Origin of the sequence: Rhizobium redzepovicii (assembly GCF_019793435.1) — a bacterium.
Classification (GTDB): Bacteria; Pseudomonadota; Alphaproteobacteria; order Rhizobiales; family Rhizobiaceae; genus Rhizobium; species Rhizobium redzepovicii.
Genome location: NZ_JAILYH010000001.1, coordinates 330362 through 350752 on the forward strand (window position 1 = coordinate 330362; position 20391 = coordinate 350752).

13 protein-coding genes are annotated in these 20391 nt (G+C 62.6%); 7 read left to right on the forward strand and 6 right to left on the reverse strand.

From position 1 onward, the window contains the following. The first annotated feature begins 143 nt into the window (after nt 1-143). From K6N12_RS01580 to K6N12_RS01595, 4 genes are all read left to right on the forward strand, one after another. Nucleotides 144-2042, forward strand: coding sequence for an ABC transporter ATP-binding protein (locus tag K6N12_RS01580; protein WP_183854720.1), 1899 nt, complete (start codon nt 144-146; stop codon nt 2040-2042). 95 nt (nt 2043-2137) lie between these two features. Then, a complete protein-coding gene (locus K6N12_RS01585) occupies nt 2138-2455 on the forward strand; it encodes a hypothetical protein (protein WP_097625652.1) in 318 nt (105 codons plus the stop codon). A 150-nt stretch (nt 2456-2605) separates the two neighbouring features. Then, entirely contained in the window at nt 2606-3646 is a 1041-nt protein-coding gene (locus tag K6N12_RS01590; protein WP_222148614.1) for a LacI family DNA-binding transcriptional regulator, read from the forward strand. Nucleotides 3647-3847: 201 nt separating this feature from the next. Further along, entirely contained in the window at nt 3848-4885 is a 1038-nt protein-coding gene (locus K6N12_RS01595) for a LacI family DNA-binding transcriptional regulator (RefSeq protein WP_222148615.1), read from the forward strand. 6 nt (nt 4886-4891) lie between these two features. Here the strand turns inward: K6N12_RS01595 and K6N12_RS01600 are convergent, their stop codons facing one another. Both K6N12_RS01600 and K6N12_RS01605 read right to left on the reverse strand, forming a co-directional pair. Then, on the reverse strand, nt 4892-6184 hold the full coding sequence (locus K6N12_RS01600) for an MFS transporter (RefSeq protein ID WP_097625655.1): 1293 nt from the start codon (nt 6182-6184) through the stop codon (nt 4892-4894). A gap of 140 nt (nt 6185-6324) precedes the next feature. Further along, nucleotides 6325-7524 carry a multidrug effflux MFS transporter gene (locus K6N12_RS01605; protein ID WP_222148616.1) on the reverse strand — a complete coding sequence of 400 codons (1200 nt, stop codon included), beginning with the start codon at nt 7522-7524 and terminating at the stop codon, nt 6325-6327. A gap of 170 nt (nt 7525-7694) precedes the next feature. Here K6N12_RS01605 and K6N12_RS01610 point away from each other — a divergent pair, with 170 nt between their 5' ends. Beyond that, entirely contained in the window at nt 7695-8432 is a 738-nt protein-coding gene (locus K6N12_RS01610) for a TetR/AcrR family transcriptional regulator (RefSeq protein ID WP_183777863.1), read from the forward strand. 23 nt (nt 8433-8455) lie between these two features. Here K6N12_RS01610 and K6N12_RS01615 read toward each other — a convergent pair whose 3' ends face one another. The 4 genes from K6N12_RS01615 to msrA form a co-directional block, all read right to left on the reverse strand. Continuing rightward, nucleotides 8456-8896: a response regulator gene (locus K6N12_RS01615; protein ID WP_183777862.1), complete on the reverse strand. Its 441-nt coding sequence runs from the start codon at nt 8894-8896 to the stop codon at nt 8456-8458. A 660-nt stretch (nt 8897-9556) separates the two neighbouring features. Further along, on the reverse strand, nt 9557-10783 hold the full coding sequence (locus K6N12_RS01620) for an HlyD family secretion protein (protein ID WP_222148617.1): 1227 nt from the start codon (nt 10781-10783) through the stop codon (nt 9557-9559). Continuing rightward, nucleotides 10784-11230, reverse strand: coding sequence for a hypothetical protein (locus K6N12_RS01625; RefSeq protein WP_097625660.1), 447 nt, complete (start codon nt 11228-11230; stop codon nt 10784-10786). Between the two features lie 668 nt (nt 11231-11898). Next, nucleotides 11899-12600, reverse strand: a complete 702-nt coding sequence (msrA, locus tag K6N12_RS01630) for a peptide-methionine (S)-S-oxide reductase MsrA (protein ID WP_222148618.1) — start codon at nt 12598-12600, stop codon at nt 11899-11901. 199 nt (nt 12601-12799) lie between these two features. Here msrA and K6N12_RS01635 point away from each other — a divergent pair, with 199 nt between their 5' ends. Together K6N12_RS01635 and pbpC are read left to right on the forward strand one after the other, a co-directional pair. After that, nucleotides 12800-18268, forward strand: a complete 5469-nt coding sequence (locus tag K6N12_RS01635; RefSeq protein ID WP_222148619.1) for an alpha-2-macroglobulin family protein — start codon at nt 12800-12802, stop codon at nt 18266-18268. After that, the gene (gene pbpC / locus K6N12_RS01640) at nt 18265-20346 is read left to right on the forward strand and encodes a penicillin-binding protein 1C (protein WP_222134853.1); all 2082 of its coding nucleotides are present in this window, start codon (nt 18265-18267) and stop codon (nt 20344-20346) included. The genes K6N12_RS01635 and pbpC overlap by 4 nt, the downstream gene beginning before the upstream one ends. Nucleotides 20347-20391 lie beyond the last annotated feature (45 nt).

Here is a 20391-nt window from a genome sequence, read left to right on the forward strand (position 1 = left end):
GCGCCGAGCGGAAGCGAAGGGCAAATAAGGGCGCGCGCCGTGCGGCCCCCTCATCCGCCCTCCGGGCACCTTCTCCCCGCTGGGGAGAAGAGGAAAAGCAATGAGATGCAGGCCACCGACGTCATGGCCGCAGGAGGAATGAGATGGCCGAGGAACTGGAAACCGAGCGTCCCGACGTTCGCGAGGATGGACGTCGCCCGCCGCGGGCAGTCGTCGGTTCGCATCGCGTCGAGGAGGAGATGTTCGGCAAGGCCTTCGACGGCAATATCGTCAGGCGCATCTGGGCTTTTGTTCACCCCTATCGCCGCCAGGTCGCCTGGTCGGTCGTCGCCGTCCTGACCTTCACGATGATGCAGTTGCTGATCCCGCTGATCATCCGTTACGCCATCGATCACGGCATGTCGCCGGGCGGCAGCCCTTCGGCGCTGATCTGGTCGATCGCCGCCTTCGCCGTCGCCATATCAATCAATTATGCGGCAAGCTACGCGCAGGAAACGCTGGTCGGCGGCGTCGCGGAAGACGTGCTCTTCGATATACGCAGGGCGATGTTTTCGCATCTCCAGCGCGTCTCGCTGTCCTTCATGGACAAGACCGAGGTGGGCCGGCTGATGTCGCGCCTGCAGGGCGACGTCAACTCGATGCAGGAATTCCTCGAAACCTCGGTTCTCTCGGTCGGCGACATCGTGCTGCTCTTCGGCATCGTCTTCGTGATGCTCTATCTCGATTTCAAGCTGGGGCTGCTGACGCTCTCGGTGCTGCCGGTGCTGTTCATCGTCCGGCTGTTCTGGCTGCCGCTCGCCCGCAAGTCCTTTATGGCCGCGCACGAGACCAATTCGGTGGCCAATGGCGCGCTTGCCGAAGCCATCCACGGAGTGCGCGCCGTCCAGAGCATGGACCGGCAGGGCGTCAACTTCACGCTTTACGACGACAAGGCGCATGCGAACCTCAGGACGCATCTGACGGCGGCGCGTTATGCCCAGGTGATGGTGCCGATCGTCGACAGCCTGACCGGCGTGGCGATGGCGCTCGTCATCGTCGTCGGCGGCGCCCGCGTTCTCAACCAAGCGCTCGATGTCGGCGTGCTTGTCGCCTTCCTGTTCTATATCCAGCGCTTCTTCGACCCGATCCGTTCGCTGACCCTGCAATATTCGGTGATGCAGCGCGCCATGGCCTCCGGCCAGCGGCTGACCGAGGTGCTCGATGTGCCCGTCGATATCAAGGACGCGCCCGGCGCAAAGACCCTGTCGCGTGACATGGACGGCTCGGTGGAATTCAAGGATGTCGTCTTCGGCTACAATCCGAAACATCCGGTGCTGAAACATGTGAGCTTCAAGGTCAATCCCGGCGAGACGGTGGCGCTGGTCGGGCCGACGGGGTCGGGCAAATCGAGCTGCATGTCGCTGATCCACCGCTTCTACGACGTGCAGCAGGGCCAGGTGCTGGTCGGCGGCCACGATGTGCGTGATCTGACCCAGGATTCGCTTGGTGCGCAGATCGCCATGGTGCTGCAGGAACCCTTTCTGTTCACCGGCACCGTCTTCGAAAACATCCGCTACCACAAGCTTGAGGCGACGCGCGAACAGGTGATTGAGGCGGCCAAGGCGGTCGGCGCCCATGAATTCATCATGCGCCTGCCCGATGGTTACGACAGCGTTCTCGGCGAACGCGGCGGCAATCTTTCGCTCGGCCAGCGCCAGCTTTTGAGTTTTGCCCGCGCGCTGGTGGCGGATGCCAAGATCCTGGTGCTCGACGAGGCAACGGCCAATATCGACAGCTATACCGAGATGCTGATCCAGAAGGCGCTGGTGAAGCTGCTCGAAAACCGCACCGGCCTCGTCATCGCCCATCGCCTGGCGACGATCCGCGAGGCCGACCGCATCATCGTGCTGCAGAACGGCGAAATCATCGAGAGCGGCGACCATCGCCAGCTGATGAAAAACAACAAGCTATACTCCAGGCTCTACAACCTCAATTACGCCTCTTTCGACGATATTCCCGAAGATGTCTTGGAGGAGACGACGGCGACGCAATCGGCAACCTGACGTGCGTTACCGACTGTCGCAAAGTTTGAACGAACAAACGCCTTGCTGCCGCATTTTCCTTTTATCCGGGGCGAGTGCCCACTGAGGAGAGCGTTATGAAGAGAATTATTAGCAGCCTGTTGATCGCGACGGCCCTTGTTGGATCGGCTATTCAGCCCGCTGCCGCGCGTGACCACCACCATCACGATAATACCGGCCGCATCATCGCCGGCGGCGTCGCCGCAGGAGTGGTCGGCGGCCTGATCGGCGGCGCAATCGCGAATGGTGGCCCTCGCTACGTCGATGAAGGCCCACGTTACGTAGAGAGCCCCCGCTATGTCGAGCCCCAGCCGAGGTGCTGGTATGAAGACCGCGATGTTCGCAACCGCTATGATGGCGGCTACCACGCCGAAACCGTGCGGGTCTGCGAGTAGATCTGAAGTCTGAAGCGGTGTTGAACTCGTCATCACCGCTCGACCCTCAGCCGGGGCTGCCTTCCACAGCCTCGGCTTTTCTCTGCAAAAATTCCGCCCGCCGCACCGCCTGTCATGCAACTGTCAGAGACGAGCAATAGCTGAGAGCCAATGAATGATGGTCCCGCGAACGACGGCAAAGTGCCAAAAAAAGAGCGCATGCGTTTTGTCAGCGCCGAGCAGGTAGCGCAACGGGCGGGCGTTTCGCGCTCCGCCGTGTCGCGTACCTTCACGCCGGGCGCAAGCGTTGCGCCGGCAACGCGGGAAAAGGTGCTGCGGGCGGCGGAAGAGCTCGGCTATCACGTCAATGATCTGGCGCGCGGCGTACTTGCCAATCAGAGCCGCCTGGTCGGCATCGTCGCGACGCGGCCGGAAGTCGGTTTTCGCGCGCATCTGGCCGCAGCCCTTGCTAAATCGCTGATCCGCCGCGGCAGCATTCCGATCCTCGTCAACACCGGCCAGACGGAAGAGGAGCTGCTTGCCGCCCAGAAGATGCTGATCGGTCACCGCGCTGAGGCGATCATCATCCTCTCCGGCTCGCCGCCGGCAAGTTTCCTCGAACTCGCCCAGCGAAACGGCCAGCCGCTCGTCGTCATCGGCCGGTCGGAGCCCGACGCCGACCATGTACGCGCCGGCAACACCGAAGCCTCACGGAAGGCTGCGACCGCCTTTTACGACAGTGGCCGGAGGCGGCTGGCGGTCATTGGCTCCAACTCCGGAACGCCTGCCATCGTCGAGCGTGAAAACGCCTTCCTGGCGACGGCAGAGACGCTTGGCGCATCCGTCACCGTCGCCCCCGGCGGCGATTCTGATTATGACGGCGGCGTCACCGCCGGGCGGGCGTTGTTTTCGCAGACAATCAAGCCCGACGCCGTCTTCTGCGCCAACGACCAGATCGCCTTCGGGTTGATGGATGTGGTGCGCCTGGAAGCAGGATTGCGCATTCCCGAGGAAGTCGCCGTCACCGGTTTCGACGACGTACCAGAATCCGCCTGGCTGAGCTATCAGCTGACCACCTTCCGCCAGGACCCGCTGATCATGGCGCAACGCGCCGTCGCGCTGATGGAGCGGCGGCTGGAAAATCCGGACTCGCCGCCGGCTTACGAGCGCGTCATTCCCGAACTGGTCATCCGCCGAAGCTTCCAACCGTAAGCTCTTCCCTCATGGCTTTTCGCAGAGGTCATCCTGTGGCAAGAAGGGTCATGACACTAGAGCAGGATGCCGAAAAGTGTGAGCGGTTTTCGGGCGACATCATGCTCTAATTCTTTAAATGTAGACAGGATTCAGATTTTAGGCCAACCGGGCCTAAAATCATCCCGTTCTAGGCGCTGCATGGGAGGAAGATCGCCAGAGATGAAGGGAATCCGCCAGCTCGCCGAGCATCTCGATATTTCGATCGGTACCGTGTCGCGTGCGCTGAACGGCAAGCCCGACGTCAATGACGAAACGCGCCGGCGCGTGCTCGCTGCTGCCGAAGAACTCGGTTATGTCGCCAACCAGTCGGGCCGCAGCCTTCGCCAGGGCATGACCAACGTCATCGGGCTGATGCTCGAGGTCAGCCGCGAGACGGTCGAAAACAGCGACGACTTCTTCCTCGGCGTCACCGACGGGCTGCAGAGCGTCTTTTCCCGCCACAAGCTCGATCTGGTCATGCTGCCCTGCCCCGATGACGAGGATCCGCACGAATATCTGAAGCGCATGGTGGCGCGCCGGCTCGTCGACGCAATGATCATCTCGGCGACGCGGCGCACCGACCGGCGCATCGAGCTCCTGGAAAAGGCCCGCATTCCCTTCGTGGCGCTCGGCCGCAGCGCGTCCGGCGGCAGCTATACCTGGATGGATCTCGATTTCGAGGGTGTGGCGGCCCGCGGCGTCGACCGGCTAGTCGCAAAAGGCCATCGACGGATCGCGGTGGCAGCCCCCTCCTCCGACATCAACCTCGGCTACATCTTCCTCGACAGTTATCGTCAGGCGCTGAAACGCCACGGTATCGCCTTCGACCCCGCCCTCGTCATCCGCGTCAAGTCGAGCGAACAGGGCGGCTATCAGGCAGGCCACGAACTGCTGATGATCGAAGATCGGCCGACGGCGATCATTCTGATCCACGAGCTGATGGCGATCGGGCTTTACCGCCGGCTTGCCGAGGCCGGCATCGTGCCCGGCCGCGACCTTGCCGTCGTCGGTTTCCGCGAGGAGCCGCGCACGCATTTCCTGCAGCCGTCGCTGACCTCCTTCCGCATGTCGCTGCGCGATCTCGGCGCCCAGCTCGGCGAAACGCTGCTCGCCAGCATGCCGGCCTATGCCGAGCACTATCCGCAGGGCGCCCGCAACCGGATCTGGCCGCTGGAACTCGTTCCCGGGGAAAGCGATGCTTTCACGCATTCGCGCTGACGCCCCTCAGACCCGGCTCGGCGCCGCCGGAGGCTCCCGGCTGGACAGCTGACGCGTGACGAAGAAGACCAGGAGGGCGCCGGCGGCAAGGCAGGCGGCCAGGAAGAACATCGGCGCGATCGTGCTGCCGCTCTGATCCTTGATCCAGGGCACGACGTTCTGGGCGACGAAACCGCCGAGATTGCCGACCGAATTGATGGCGGCAAGGCCAGCGGCGGCCCCCGCACCTTTCAGGAAGCGCGAGGGCAGGCTCCAGAACACCGGCTGCGGCGCGAAGATCCCGGCGGCGGCCACGCAGAGGAAGGCGAACTGCAGGGCGTGGTTCGGGATCAGCGCCGAGAGCAGCAGGCAGGCGGCGCCGATGAAGGCGGGAATGACGATATAGGGCGTCTTCGATTGCGCCTTGTCGGCCATGGCCGGCACGGCATAGAGCGCCACCGCCACCAGCAGCCAGGGAATGATGTTGAGGAAACCGTTGACCGTGTTGCTGACACCAAAGGCCTTGACGATAGTCGGCAGCCAATAGCTCAACCCGTAGGCCGACAGCGGAAAGGCGATATAGCAAAGCGCCATCAGCAGGACGCGCGGGTCGATCAGCGCCTTGAAGCCGTTTCCGGCATGTTCGCCCATGCCGGCATTTTCCGCGGCGAGCCGGCGTTCGAGCCAGTCCTTTTCCTCACCGGTCAGGAAGCTCGCATTTTCCGGCCGGCCGGGAAGATAGAAGAAGGTGACGATGCCGGCGATGATAGCGGGAATACCGGTCGCCAGGAAGACCCACTCCCAGCCGGCAAAGCCGTAGAGACCGTCGAGATCGAGCAGCACGCCGCCGAGCGGCGCGCCGACGGCATTGGCGATGGCGCTGAAGATCATGAACAACCCGACCATCCTGCCGCGATACACCGAAGGAAACCACAGCGTCAGCAGATAGAGCACGCCCGGAAAGAAGCCGGCTTCGCACACACCGAGCAGGAAGCGCAGGATATAAAACATCGTCGCGTTCTGCGTGAAGGCGAGCGCCACGGTGACGATGCCCCAGGAGACCAGGATGCGGGCGAACCAGACGCGAGCGCCGAGCCGGTCGAGGAAGAGGTTGCTCGGCACCTCGAAAAGAAAATAACCGATGAAGAACAGAGAAGCGCCGAGGCCGTAGGCATATTCGCTCATGCCCAGCGCATCGACCATCTGCAGCTTGGCGAAGCTGACATTCTGCCGGTCGATATAGGCGATGAGATAAAGGATGCCGAGAAACGGCATCAGCTTCCAGGTGATTTTCGAGATCAGCCGCTTCTCATCGACCATTGCGTATTCTCCGGAATGACATTGCTACGTCGGAACGTAGATAGCGCCGCCCGTCAATATTCAATTGCGCGAGGTATTTTCTCCGATGCCGCAACCCTGATTGGTGGCCGCACCCGAAACCCGGATGCGGCCTGTCCTGATCATTCGGCGGCGGCAACCGCGGCACGGCGGCCGATCGTTGCCTGGGTCAGCACGAAGGCTGCGAAGGCGCAGACGGCGATGCCGGCGGCCATCGGAACGGCGGTGCCGTCGAAGAACAGGCTCGATATCACCATGGCAACGGCGGAGATGACGAAATGCAGCGTGCCCATCAGCGACGAGGCAGTGCCGGCGATGGCCCCGTGATCCTCGAGGGCGAGCACGGCGCTCGTCGGAATGACGAGGCCGAGAAAGCCGTAGCCGATGAACAGGAAGCTCGCCATGACTGGCAGCTGGTTGAAGCCCGCCGCCATCACCACGGCCATGACGACCATGGCAAGCGCGAAGGCGCTGACCGCGATCCGCATGACGCGCACCAGGCCGAAACGCTCGCCGAGCCAGCCGGTCGCCTGCGACACCGCAAAGAAGGAGACGGCGTTGATCGAGAAGGCGAAGCTGTATTGCGTCGGCGTCAGCCCGTAGTGCTGGATCAGCACGAAGGGCGAGTTGGCGAGATAGACGAGGAAGCTCGAAATGCCGAGGCCACCGATGAAGGTCAGCGTCAGAAAATTGCGATCGGAAAGCAGCAGCCGGTAGGCCGTCATGGCGCTCTTGAGGCCACTGCCGCTGCGCTCCTTGGCCGACCGGGTTTCCTCAAGCTGGGTGGCGAGCAAGACAAGGCCGATGAAGGCGGCAATCGTCACCGCCCAGAACACGCCGCGCCAGCCGTAGAATTCGATGACGGCACTGCCGGTCAGCGGCGCCAGGATCGGCGAAATCGAAAAGACCAGCATCAACAGCGACATCAGCCGCGCGGCCTGCACGCCGGTATGCATGTCGCGGACGATGGCGCGGGGGATGACCATGCCGGCAGCGCCGCCGATGCCCTGGACGAAGCGGAAGGCGATCAGCGTTTCGATGTCGGTCGAGAGCGCGCAGCCGATCGAGGCCACGGCGAAGACGCCGATGCCGAGATAGAGCGGCAGCTTGCGGCCCCACATATCCGACAGCGGCCCGTAGACGAGCTGAGCAAGCGCAAAGGAGATGAAGAAAGCGAGAAGTGTCAGCTGGGTGACGTTGTTATCGGCATGCAGGTCCTGGCCGATGGAGGGCAGCGCGGGAAGATACATGTCGATGGCGAAAGGCCCGATGGCCGAGAGAAGGCCGAGAATGAGGGCCATGCGAAAGAAGGAAGCCGTCATAAGGGTGATCTTTCGTAAAGCGCGGCGAAGGCGCCGGACCGTCGCTCCGCCGCAGTGCTCTTAAGGGGTTCAATGATGATCGTTCTCGCGAAGACGGAGGCGGTAGCTCATATCTTCTGTTGAAACAGACGCGTCAATAAATTTGGACACGGATGTAAAATTAGACGCCATTGTCTAAAACGTCAAGACGCCTTATCTTCTTTGTCATGAAAGATCGCATGACACCGGCAATCCGGATGGGTGGGCATACGCAGCGCGGGCAATGCGCCAAGCGCATGTCGATCCTCGATGCCGCCGCCGACGTCTTCTGCCGCCAGGGTTTTGCCGGCGCCAGCATTGACGAGATCGCCGCCGTCGCCTGCGTCTCCCGCCAGACGATCTACAATCACTACCGTGAAAAAGAGACGCTGTTCGTCGCCGTCGTCGAGGACGTCATGACCCGCGCCAACGCCATGCTATTCTCCGTGCTGTCGAGCTTCCCTGAAAAGGCCGACAATCTGGAGGACGGGCTCACCGCCTTTGCCGTACGCCTCAACAAGAACTGCATCTGCAATCACGACGGAAAATTCCTGCGCAAGCTGGTGCAGACGGAAGGTGAGCGCTATCCGCACCTGTTCGAAAGCTGGCGCCAGCAGGGCCCAGGCAAGCTGACCACTGCCCTCTCCGCGCTTCTCGCACGGCTCGCTCATAAGGGCGCGCTCGTCATCGACGATTTCGACGTCGCCGCCCGGCAGTTCGTGGCGCTCGGCAATGCCGACCTGCAGATGATGACGCTTTTCGGCGAAACACCCAGCGATGAAGAACTGGAAGGGGCGGCACGCAATGCCGTCCGTACGTTTCTCAAGGCCTATGGCAGGCCCGCGGATGTTGCCGGCCGGCCGCCGGAGCTTGCAGCCATAGCCGGCTGACCGGGTCTCGGTCAGCCTCCTGATCAGGCAAAGACCGTCATTTGCGAGGGCACGACCGCGAACATGCCGACGCGGCGTGCGGCAAGATAATTCACCAGCTGCTGAACGACAGAAGGCATGACCGGCTTCTGCACAACGCCGACCGCGCCTTTGACGCCATCGGCGATAACTTCCGGATTGCCGGTCATGAAGACCACTGCAATGCCGTGCTCTTGCGCCAGCCGCCGGCCGATCTCCGGCCCGGTCGGGCCGTCGGCGAGATTGACGTCGACGAAGGCGATATCGGCAAGCGGCGCCAGCCGCAGCGCCTGCTCGCGATCGCTCGCAAGTCCCGCCACCTGCATCCCCATGCCTTCGACGGTCGCCCCGAGATCCAGGGCGATCAGGAATTCATCTTCGACGATCAATACTCTCTGCTTCATGAGATCATCTCGTTGCCAGTGCCGCACGACATTGGTGGCCATGATACGTCCCCTTGTTACGCCCATACTTCTAAAGAGGGATCCGCTGCGGGAGCCTATCCCGCGCGAAACTCACGGTGGTAACGGGCAATTCCACAATATGTTCCGCGGCGGAACGTGATTCGTTGGAATTAAAGTATTGTTAACGTTGATAAATTCTTAAATTGGCTGGGGAAAAACTGAATCGTGCTCAATCTCACGCCAGCCGGCTCGATGGGAGCGTGACAAGGACGATATAATTATTTCTCCCATGTGGGGTCAGAATCTGAAGCGCATTGCCGGGTGGATACCAATTCTTTGGTAGTCTTAAGCCCTCGGGGCGTATTTCGAACCTCCAGTCTCCTGCGGAGAAGGGGTCATGTTGTTTCGAAGAATGCGCGCTGTGGTGTTCTAATACACGTAATTGCATGGCCGCCGAGCAAGTTTTTCGGCGCATGTCGGTCCGCCTCCCTCAACGCCAGTCCGCACATGCACTTCCCGTTCCGGTTTTCCTTCTTGTGGCCATCCTTTCGTTCGTTCCTCTTGTTGGCTTTGCGCAGGACGCCGCCGACGTTTTTGGATTGACAACCGAACGGACGACGGTGATCCGTCTGCCCGACGAGTCGCCCACACCAAGTCTCTTCTTGAAGTCGTCGATGAAACGATCCCCGTATTGGTCTGCGTTCAATGACCCGACAGAACGAGCGTCTGAACCGGCAGGAGCAGCGCTTGAATTCGCAGAATCATCGCATGTACAAGTCCAACGGCGTCGACCATATGCAGGGCAAACCACCTAACCGTACCAATGTTTGGATCGGCGAGCGCGTCGTGATTGTTGGTATAGGCGTTGGCGATGCAACTGCTTCCAGGCGGCACGCCATCGAGCCCTCCCGGATAAAGTGGCTGCAGAAAGACCGTCAGGGTGCCAGGCTGCGCCGTCTGCTGAACGTCGATGAGTTGATCCGTCGCGCGCAATTGTCCGGCCGCGATAACTTCCTGCACGTCGGTCACGACCATCGGAATGATCGTAAACGGCTTTCCGATGCAGGTTGCTTCGGCGATCATCCCCTTTTTCATAACCTGCGCTTCGATCTGGCCGAAGCCGGCGACCAGCGTGCTTTGTCCAGCGCCTTCTGGCACAAGGATCCCGGCAGGACGCAACATTGCATTGACGACGTCCCCGCGACGCAGCGTAAACTGTTGCACAGTACCCGCGACGCCGGCCCTTACGATGGTCTTGTCGAGTTCGACCTGCGCCTGCGCCAGGGCCGCTTCGGCGCTTGCTCTTTGAGCCGGCAACTGCACGGCGATCTGTGTCTCCAGGGTCAGCTTTTTCGCGACCGTCGCATCCAGCGCTCCCTTGCGGCCGTCGATCGTCGTTGCCAGGCGTTCGACCTCGCGCCTGGCGACAGCGTTGTTCGTCAGGAGCTGCGCCTTCATCTCGTATTCGTCGACCGCCGTCTGGTAGGCACCTTGCGCCTCTTTGATCTGGCCATCGACCCCTATAAGCTCGGTCTGGGTCACCTTTATTCCAGCCTCGACTTCTGCGACGCGCCGACGGGCCGTCTCCAGCGCCGCCTGCTGTTCGGAATTATCGAGCCTGAACAGTGGCGATCCCGCCTCGACCTTCTGGTTCAGCCCGATGAAAACTTCCTCTACACGTCCGGTTGCCTCCGGCATGATCGTGACGGTTCGGAATATCGCGGTGGCAGTCCGGGCTGACGGATGGAAGTAGAAAATCATCGTGATCAGGGAAACGGTCAGAAGAAGGCAGGCGGTGATACCCCACCGGAGTTCGTACCACACTGTATAAAGCGTGATGTCGCGGCCGATCCGCTTTCCCTGACCGTAGCGCCGGAACAGATAGTCGGGGAGGATCGTCAGTATTGAGCAGAGAAGCAACTCAAACATTCAGATATCCTCTCCGTGTACGCTGGTCTTGGACGGTGACGGTATTGGCTCTGCTTCCCCAGTATCTTCCACTATCAGAGCAGGATCGCCTGTCGTTTCAGCCTGGCGGCCGGAGAGTTTGCCGAGGGACTGGGCGATTGAGTAAAGCGGCGTTGAGAAGTCGGGAATCTGAATGAAGGCCAAAAGCAGCCCGGCAATCCAGAAAAGATGGTTATGGGTGAACAGTGAGATGAGCGCCAGGACGGCCACGATCTCCATCTGCACCTTGTTCGTACGGTGGGCTCTGCGTTCGGGAAGGGCGTGCAATTGGAAGTACAGATTTCCAACCGCGAGCACGGCCACCAGCAGAAAGACAACGACGACAACGAAAAGGTAGTCCGTTTGTCCGGGCGGAGTGATGAAAATCGGCAGGTGCTCGATTGCCGCTGGATGAACTGATTGCTCCATTGCTACCACCTAAGAGAAAAAGAGTGAAATGCGCCGTCGTCGAGAGCGTCTTCGAATTCTTTTGCCAGCGCCGCGACCAACTCTTCGTACATCCTACGGCGCTCGCCACGCATCGGATCTATCGAGGCCTCCCATCTGGCGAACTCGGGTTTTGCTTCCGAAAAGTCCATGTGCCGGAAACTGCCGCGTAGCAGCGCCCACGTCCTCGTCCACATTTCACTCCCAAGGCCACGACACAGACACGTTTGCTTCTCTGATGTAGGGAGACGTTGGCGGGGTTGTGGAGTATGTTACTGTATTATACGGGTTCACGATGACTGTCCCCAGGGGGATTGGGAGCGCCGACGAGGCACCGACAACCGGGAGTTCGTTGGAATGTGACCTGATTTCCTGCTCAATGCCCTTCACGGATAGGGAATTAGCAACCCGCCGATCATGATCAAACTGTAGGGTTCAGCGCCGTTACGGCCGCTCTGGCGCCGACGGCATAAAGAACCGTCGTCCCCACTTTGCGACCAATAACGTTTGCCTTTCATCAACCGCACCGTTCGCATCCATTGCCGCACGGGACGGCGGCGATTCACTCTGAATCGCTGGGCCGCCAATGCGCAGTTGGAGATTTGCGACCGCCGCTCCGGCCAACGCTGGGCTATAAGCGGTCGTGTCAATCAGCCCTTGGCCTTCACGAGCACCGGTTGGCTGCGGTAGTCGGCCGGAAACAGCGACTTCAAGTTCTCGATTTTCGGGAGGTCATTGTAGACGATATAGGGATAGGTCGGATTGAGCGTCAGGAAATCCTGATGATAGGCTTCGGCCGGATAAAAGCCGGTGGCGTCGGATACTTTGGTGACGATCGGCTGGGCGAAGACATGGGCCTTATCGAGCTGACCGATATAGCGCTCGGCGACCTTGCGCTGCTCGGGACCGGCGACGAACAGCGCAGAGCGGTACTGCGTTCCCTGATCCGGCCCCTGGAAATTCAGCTGCGTCGGGTTGTGCGCCACCGAGAAGAAGATCTGCAGCAGCTTGCCGTAGCTGACCTTGCTCGGATCGAACGTTACCTCGACGGATTCGGCGTGACCTGTCGAGCCGGTGCTGACGGTTTCATACCGTGCCGTTCCAGCCTTGCCGCCGGCATAACCGGAGACGGCGCTCTTGACACCTTTGACGTGCTGGAAAACGCCCTGGACACCCCAGAAACAGCCACCGGCGAAAATGGCGGTCTCGGTGCCCGGTCCGGCTGCCTCGTCGACATCGGGCGGCGGGATGACGACAGCGTCTTCGGCCGCGCTTGCAACACCCGCAGCGATTGAGAAAATCGTGGCGGCCAGGAGCGCGGCAAGGCTCCGGCGGCGATAAGACATGGACATGGTGCTACTCCCTGCGATGGTCCAAATCCTTGCCTATTCCTTGAGAGGCCGCAAATCACAAGGCGATCACTCACGCCGATGTGACAGCCAGACGAAAGCGTCTGTGTGAAGTTGAAACAGCCTACAACCTGAGTTGACAATCCCGTGAGGAGTGAGGAGAGTGCCGCCGGTTAGAGCCTGCATTTCCGGGGGGAACCTTATGTCCGTGCGCTCGTTCTTCGCTTTCGCGACAATCGCATTTTCCATGATCGCCGTCAGTTTTCCCGCAGCCGCTGCGGACACCAAGCGCGACATCCAGACGATCAAGGACGCCGATTTCTTCGGCTTCGATCTTCGCACCGAGCAGAACGTCTCGCTCGATCAGTGCAAGACCTCCTGCATCGGCGATAAGAGCTGCAAGGCCTTCACCTACAATCCCAAGGTGAAATGGTGTTTCCTGAAATCCGATTTCAAGACGATGAACGCCTTCCCCGGCGCCATCGCCGGCAAGATCGTCGAAACCGCCGCCCAGAAGGAGCCGGACCTCGGCGCCGCGCCGCGCCTGACCTTCCTGACCAACGACCTGATCCAGCAGGCCCACGACTTCAAGGACAATCTCGAGCTGACCGACGACCAGCAGGGCCAAGGCGCTGACAGCCTGACCGCCAATGCCCGTCTCGACCTCACCGCCAACAATCTGGCCGACGCGCTCAAGTCCTTCCATGGCGCGCTGTCGATCACTCCTGACGACGCCGATCTTTGGCTCGAAACCGCCCGCGCCGCAGCTTCGCTCGGCACCGCCGAGAGCGGTACGAGCGGCCAGGCCGTGCTCGACGCGCTGAACGGCTACGAGCTGACGCGCACCAAACCCAAGCGCGCCGAAGCGCTCGCCGTCCTCGCCGACGCCCTGGACCGAAACGCCAATTACCGCCCGGCGCTCGACGCCTACAAGGCGAGCTTGGCGCTGGTTGCCTCCGACGATGTGCAGGCGGCCTATCTGCAGCTGAAATCGACGCAAGGATTCCGCATCACCGAACACACGGTCGATGCCGACAGCGCCACGCCGCGGGCCTGCGTCACCTTCTCCGAGGCACTCGTCAAGACCACCGACTACACGCCCTTCGTGACGCTGAACGGCGCCGCCCCCAAGGCGCTCGAAACCAAGGACAAGCAGATTTGCGTCGAGGGGCTGACCCATGGCGAGACCTACAAGATCGCCTTCCGCACCGGCTTGCCGTCATCCGTCGATGAGGCGCTCGAAGCACCGGTCAGCATCGACGTCTATATCAAGGACCGCAGCCAGATGGTGCGCTTCACCGGCGACAGCTTCGTGCTGCCCTCGACGGCACGCCGCGGCATTCCGATCGTCTCGGTCAACCTGGCCTCGGCCAACCTCAAGCTCTACCGCATCGGCGATCGCGCCATCGCGCCGCTGCTGACCAATTCGCAGTTCCTGAGCCAGCTCGACGGCTATAGCGCCCAGAACATCCAGGATCAGAACGGCGAACTCGTCTGGCAGGGTTCGATCGACATCGCCAACGAGCTCAACAAGGATATCGTCACCAGCTTCCCGGTCGACGAGGCGCTGCCCGAGCGCAAGCCCGGTATCTACGTCATGACGGCAACCGGCCCGAACGGACCGACGCAGGAGTGGGATTCACAGGCGACGCAGTGGTTCCTTGTTTCCGATATCGGCATCACCACCTATGCCGGTACCGACGGGCTCAATGTCTTTACCCGTTCGCTCGCATCGGCAAAGCCGATATCGGGCGTCGAGCTGCAGCTGCTCGCCAAGAACAACGAAGTGCTCGGCACCGCGACCACAGACGAAAACGGCCGCGCCACCTTCACCGCCGGCCTGATCCGCGGCACGGCGGCGCTGACGCCCGCCGTCATAACCGCCAAGAACGGCACCTCGGACTACGTCTTCCTCGACATGACGCGGGCCGGCTTCGACCTCTCCGACCGCGGCGTCACCGGCCGCGCCGCACCCGGCGCGATCGACGTCCTGACCTTCACCGAACGCGGCATCTACCGCGCCGGCGAGACGGTGCATGCGCAGGCGCTTGCCCGCGACACCGACGGCAACGCCATCGAGAACCTGCCGCTCACCTTCATCTTCAGCCGACCCGACGGGGTCGAAGACCGGCGGATCGTCAGCCAGACCAGCAATCTCGGTGGTTACAGCATCGATTTCCCGACCCAGGAAAATGCCATGCGTGGCACCTGGACGATGAACATCTATACCGATCCCAAGGGCAGCGCGATCGCCAGCAAGAGTTTCCTGGTCGACGATTTCGTGCCGGATCGCACCGACATGGAAATCAAGACCGAGGCCAAGGAAATCGGCCCGGATACGCCGGCGACAATCAATATTTCCGGCAAATATCTCTATGGCGCCCCGGCCGCCGGCCAGACGCTTGAAGGCAATGTCGTCGTCAAGCCGACCCGCGAGAGCGCCGCCTACAAGGGCTTCCTCTTCGGGCTTGCCGACGAGGAGGCGAGCGAGGATTCGCGCCTGCCGATCGACGGCCTGCCGGAACTCGACGAGAACGGCGAAGCCTCGACCGATCTGACCGTCGGCGACCTGCCGGCAACGACGCAGCTGCTCAACGCCACCGTCTATATCAGCATGCAGGAGGCTGGCGGCCGCGCCATCGAGCGTTCGCTGACCCTTCCGGTGAAGAATGAGCGCGCTTCGATCGGCATCAAGCCGGAATTTTCCAGCGATCTGCCCGAGAATTCGATCGCCAACTTCACGGTGATCGGCGTCAATGCCGATGGACAGAAGCAGGAGGCCAAAGGCCTGCGCTGGAAATTCTACAGCCTCAACCGCGAGTACCAATGGTATCGCGAGGGGACGGCATGGAAATACGAGCCGGTCTATACCGCCGAGCAGATCGCCAATGGCGGCGTCGACGCGACGACGGACGGCGGCAAGATCTCCGTGCCGGTGAAATGGGGCCGCTATCGCCTCGAAGTGGAAAGCCCGGATGCCGACGGCCCGACCTCCAGCGTCGAATTCGACGCCGGCTGGTTCGTGGCCTCGACCTCGACCGAAACACCGGACGGGCTGGAAATCGCCCTCGACAAGGACAGCTACAAGATCGGCGACACCGCCAAGCTGAAAGTCACCTCGCGCTATCGCGGTGAGCTGATGGTCATGGCCGGAACCGAAAAACTGGTCGCGGTGCAAAATGCGACGATGGGCGAGACCGGCGGCGAGGTCGACATCCCCGTCACCGCGGATTGGGGGGCCGGCGCCTATGTGACCGCGACGCTCTTCCGCCCCGGCGACGCCCAGGACAGCCACATGCCGATGCGTTCGATCGGCATCAAATGGCTGAAGGTCGATCCCGAGCAGCGGGCGCTGCAGGTCAAGCTCGACACGCCGGAAAAGATGCTGCCGCGCGGACCGCTCAACATCGGCCTGCAGGTGGCGGGCGCCGGCGCCAATGAAGATGCCTATGTCACGGTTGCCGCCGTCGATGTCGGCATTCTCAACCTGACGCGCTATGAACCGCCGAACCCGGAGGATTGGTATTTCGGCCAGCGTCAGCTCGGCCTGGAAATCCGCGACCTCTATGGCCGGCTGATCGACGGCTCGCTGGGTGCGACCGGCAAGCTTAGAACCGGCGGCGACGGCGGCGCCATTGCGCTGCAGGCGAGCCCGCCGACGCAGAAGCTCGTCGCCTTCTTCTCCGGACCGGTGAAGCTCGACGCCGAAGGCAAGGCCAATGTCTCCTTCGACATTCCGCAATTCAACGGCACGGCGCGTGTGATGGCTGTGGCATGGTCGAAGACCGGTGTCGGCCACGGCGTCAAGGACGTTATCATCCGCGATCCCATCGTCGTCACCGCGAGCCTGCCGAAATTCCTCGCCCCCGGCGACAAGGCCAATCTGCGCCTCGACATCGCCAACACCGATGCACCGGCCGGCGACTACAAGCTGCAGCTGACCGGCAATGACGCGGTCGGCATCGACCAAGCCTCCGCCGCCCAGACGATCCGTCTCGAAGCCGGGGCGAAATCCGAGCTGACGCTGCCGCTCATCGGCAAACAGCCGGGCGCCGGCAGCGTCTCGATCAACCTCTCCGACTCCTCCGGCCTCTCGCTCGACCAGACCGTCGACGTGCCGGTGCGTCCGTCATCCCTGCCGATCACCGAACGCAGGGTACTGGCGCTGAAACCCGGCGCCAAGCTCACCGTCGACAAGAACCTGCTTGCCGACAGCGTGCTGCCCGGCGCCTCGATCAGCGTCAACGTCACCCGTTCGGCCGCCTTCGACATTCCCGCCCTGCTGATGACGCTCGATCGCTATCCCCTCGGCTGCGCCGAGCAGACCACCAGCCGGGCGCTGCCGCTGCTCTATCTCGCCGAAGTGGCCAAGCAGGCCGGCATTGAAAATGACGACGATGTGCACAAGCGCGTGCAGGACGCGATCTACCGCGTCCTCTCCTACCAGGCTTCGGCCGGCAGCTTCGGCCTCTGGGGACCGGATTCGGGCGACGTCTGGCTCGATTCCTACGTCACCGATTTCCTGACGCGGGCCCGCGAAATGAAATATGACGTGCCGGAAAAGGCCTTCGTGCAGGCGCTCGAAAACCTGCAGAACACCCTCTCCTACACCACCGACATCAAGGGCCAGGGCGACCAGATCGCCTATGCCATCTATGTGCTTGCCCGCAACAAGAAGGCGGCGATCAGCGATCTGCGTTACTACGCCGATACGATGATCAACGATTTCCCGACGCCGCTTGCCAAGGCGCATATCGCCGCCGCACTGGCGCTCTACGGCGACGCCCAGCGTTCGAAGAACATCTTCGTCGACGCGCTGCAGATGTCGCAGCAATCGATGGTGTCGCGAGTGAACCTGTCGCGCACCGACTACGGCACCATCCTGCGCGATGGCGCGGCGATCCTGGCGCTCGCTGCGGAAAGCCGGCCGGTGCCGCCCGTCATCCCGGATCTTGCCAAGGCCGTCGCCAAGGAATGGAGTCGCAGCAAATACAAGAGCACCCAGGAAGAGACCTGGATGCTGCTTGCCGCACGCGCCATTCAGGGCGGCGATGACGGGTTGAAGGTCGACGTCAACGGCGCCGCCCATACCGGCGCCTATATGGCCCGCATGAGCGGCGATGCACTCGCCGACCATCCGCTGACGCTGACCAACCAGACGAGCGACGCGGTCTCGGCTGTCGTCACCACCGTAGCCGCCCCGACGGTGCCTCTGCCGGCCGGCGGCGACGGCTTCATTATCGAGCGCAGCTATTACACGCTCGACGGCGAAGAGGCGAATGTCAGCGAAGCCAGGCAGAACGAACGCTACGTCGTCGTCATCCATGTGCGCGAGACCAACGACTGGCCGTCGCGCATCGTCGTCACCGACCTTCTGCCGGCCGGTTTCGAGATCGACAATCCGAACCTGGTCGATAGCGCCCAGATGACGAATTTCGATTGGATCGGCGAGATAGCGGCCGCCCATACCGAATTCCGTTACGACCGCTTCGTCGCTGCCTTCAACCGCGCCCAGGGCGACGAGCGCGAATTCAACGTCGCCTATGTCGTGCGCGCCGTCACCCCCGGCACCTACGACCATCCGGCCGCCAGCGTCGAGGACATGTACCGGCCGGAGCTTTCGGCCCGTACCGCGACCGGCAAGATGGAGGTCGTGGCAGCACAACAATGAGGCTGTGGCGCAAGATCGCGATCGGGTCCGCCGCCGGCATCCTTCTTGCCGGCGCGGCCCTCTTCGCGCTCGACGCCGCCGACACGGCCTTTCCGCCGCCGCTCGATAAGGCGAACCTGGTCTCCGCCGAGGTGCTGGATGCCGACGGCCAATTGCTGCGCGCCTTCGCGACCTCGGAAGGCCGCTGGCGGCTGAAGACTGGAGTCGCCGACGTCGATCCGCAATTCCTGCGCATGCTGATCGCCTATGAAGACCAGCGTTTTTACGATCACGGCGGCGTCGACGCCTGGGCGCTTGGGCGCGCGAGCCTGCAATTCATCCGCAACGGCCGCATCGTTTCCGGCGCTTCGACACTGTCGATGCAGGTGGCGCGGCTCATTGAGCCGCGGGCGGGACGATCGCTTTCGGCAAAACTGCTGCAGCTCGCACGCGCCGTGCAGATCGAGCGGCGGCTGTCGAAGGAGCAGATCCTCGACCTCTATCTCACCCATGCGCCCTATGGCGGCAATCTCGAAGGCGTGCGCGCCGCAAGCCTTGCCTATTTCGGCAAGGAGCCGCGGCGCCTGACCGTCGCCGAGGCCGCCCTGCTCGTCGCCTTGCCGCAATTGCCCGAACGGCGCCGGCCGGACCGCAATCTCCAGGCGGCGCATGAGGCGCGCAAGCGCGTGCTTGAGCGCGTCGCCGTGGCTGAGGCCGTCGGCGACGGCGAAGCGGCGCGGGCCGAGATTGTCGCCATCCCGTCGCGGCGCATGCAATTGCCGGCACTGGCCGCCCATGTCGGCGAAGCGGCTCTGCGCAAGGAGCCTTCGGTCCTCAAGCATCAGACGACCTTGAAGAAGCAGGTGCAGCAGGGGCTGGAGGCAGTCGCCCGGGCAGCGGCGATGAAACTCGGGCCGAAGCTTTCGCTCGCCATGGTGATGGCGGATGCCCAGACCGGCGCGATCGTCGGCGAGGTCGGCTCCGCCGATTATTTCGACGCCAGCCGCTCCGGTTGGATCGACATGACGCGCGTCAACCGCTCGCCCGGCTCGACGCTGAAGCCCTTCATCTACGGGCTCGCCTTCGAGCAGGGTCTCGTCTCTCAGGAGACGATCATCGAGGACCGGCCGGCCGATTTCTTCGGTTACCGGCCGCGCAATTTCGACATGAGCTATCAAGGCGACGTCACCGTCCGTGAGGCCTTGCAGCTCTCCTTGAATGTGCCGGCCGTCAAACTGCTCGACGCCGTCGGACCGTCGCGGCTGCTGGTGCGCTTCCGCCGCGCCGAGGTGCGGCCGGCTTTGCCGCCGAACGAGACGCCGGGGCTGGCGATCGGTCTTGGTGGCGTTGGGCTCACGCTGAAGGATCTGGTGCAGCTCTATACGGCGCTCGCCAATCGCGGCCAGCCGGCAAGGCTCGGCGACGGCATCACCGGAACGCCTGATAAGCTCGACGGCGAACCGCTTTTGGAGCCGGTGGCGGTCTGGAATATCGCCGATATTCTTTCCGGCGTCATTCCCCCCACCGGCGCGCCGCAGCGCGGCATCGCCTACAAGACCGGCACGAGCTACGGCTATCGCGACGCCTGGTCGGTCGGCTATGACGGACGTTATGTCCTCGGCGTCTGGGTCGGACGGCCCGACAACAGCGCCGTGCCTGGTTTGACCGGCTATGGCACCGCCGCACCCATCCTGTTCGAAGGTTTCGCCAAGTCCGGCATCGCGACAACGCCGCTGCCCCGACCGCCCGCCGGCGCCGTGCGCATCGCCCAGTCCGAGCTGCCGATCAGCCAGCGGCGGTTTGCGCTGAATGCCAGCGGCCTGCTTGTCGCCTCCGGCCGCGAAGCCGCGCCTCAGATCGTCTATCCGCCCGAGGGTGCTCATATCGATCTCGGGGCAGGCGCAGGCGACCTGTCGCCGCTGATGCTGAAGCTGCAGGGCGGCCGCGCCCCCTTCCGTTGGCTTGCCAACGGCAAGCCGCTGCCCGATCTCTCGCGCCGGCGCACGCAGCAGTGGCTTCCGGATGGCGGCGGCTACTCGAAATTGACTGTTATCGACTCGGCCGGACGCGCCGCAAGCGTGGGCGTTTTCATCGACTAGCATCGGCCCGAAAATCGGAATCGCTTTTCGGAAAGCACGATGCGT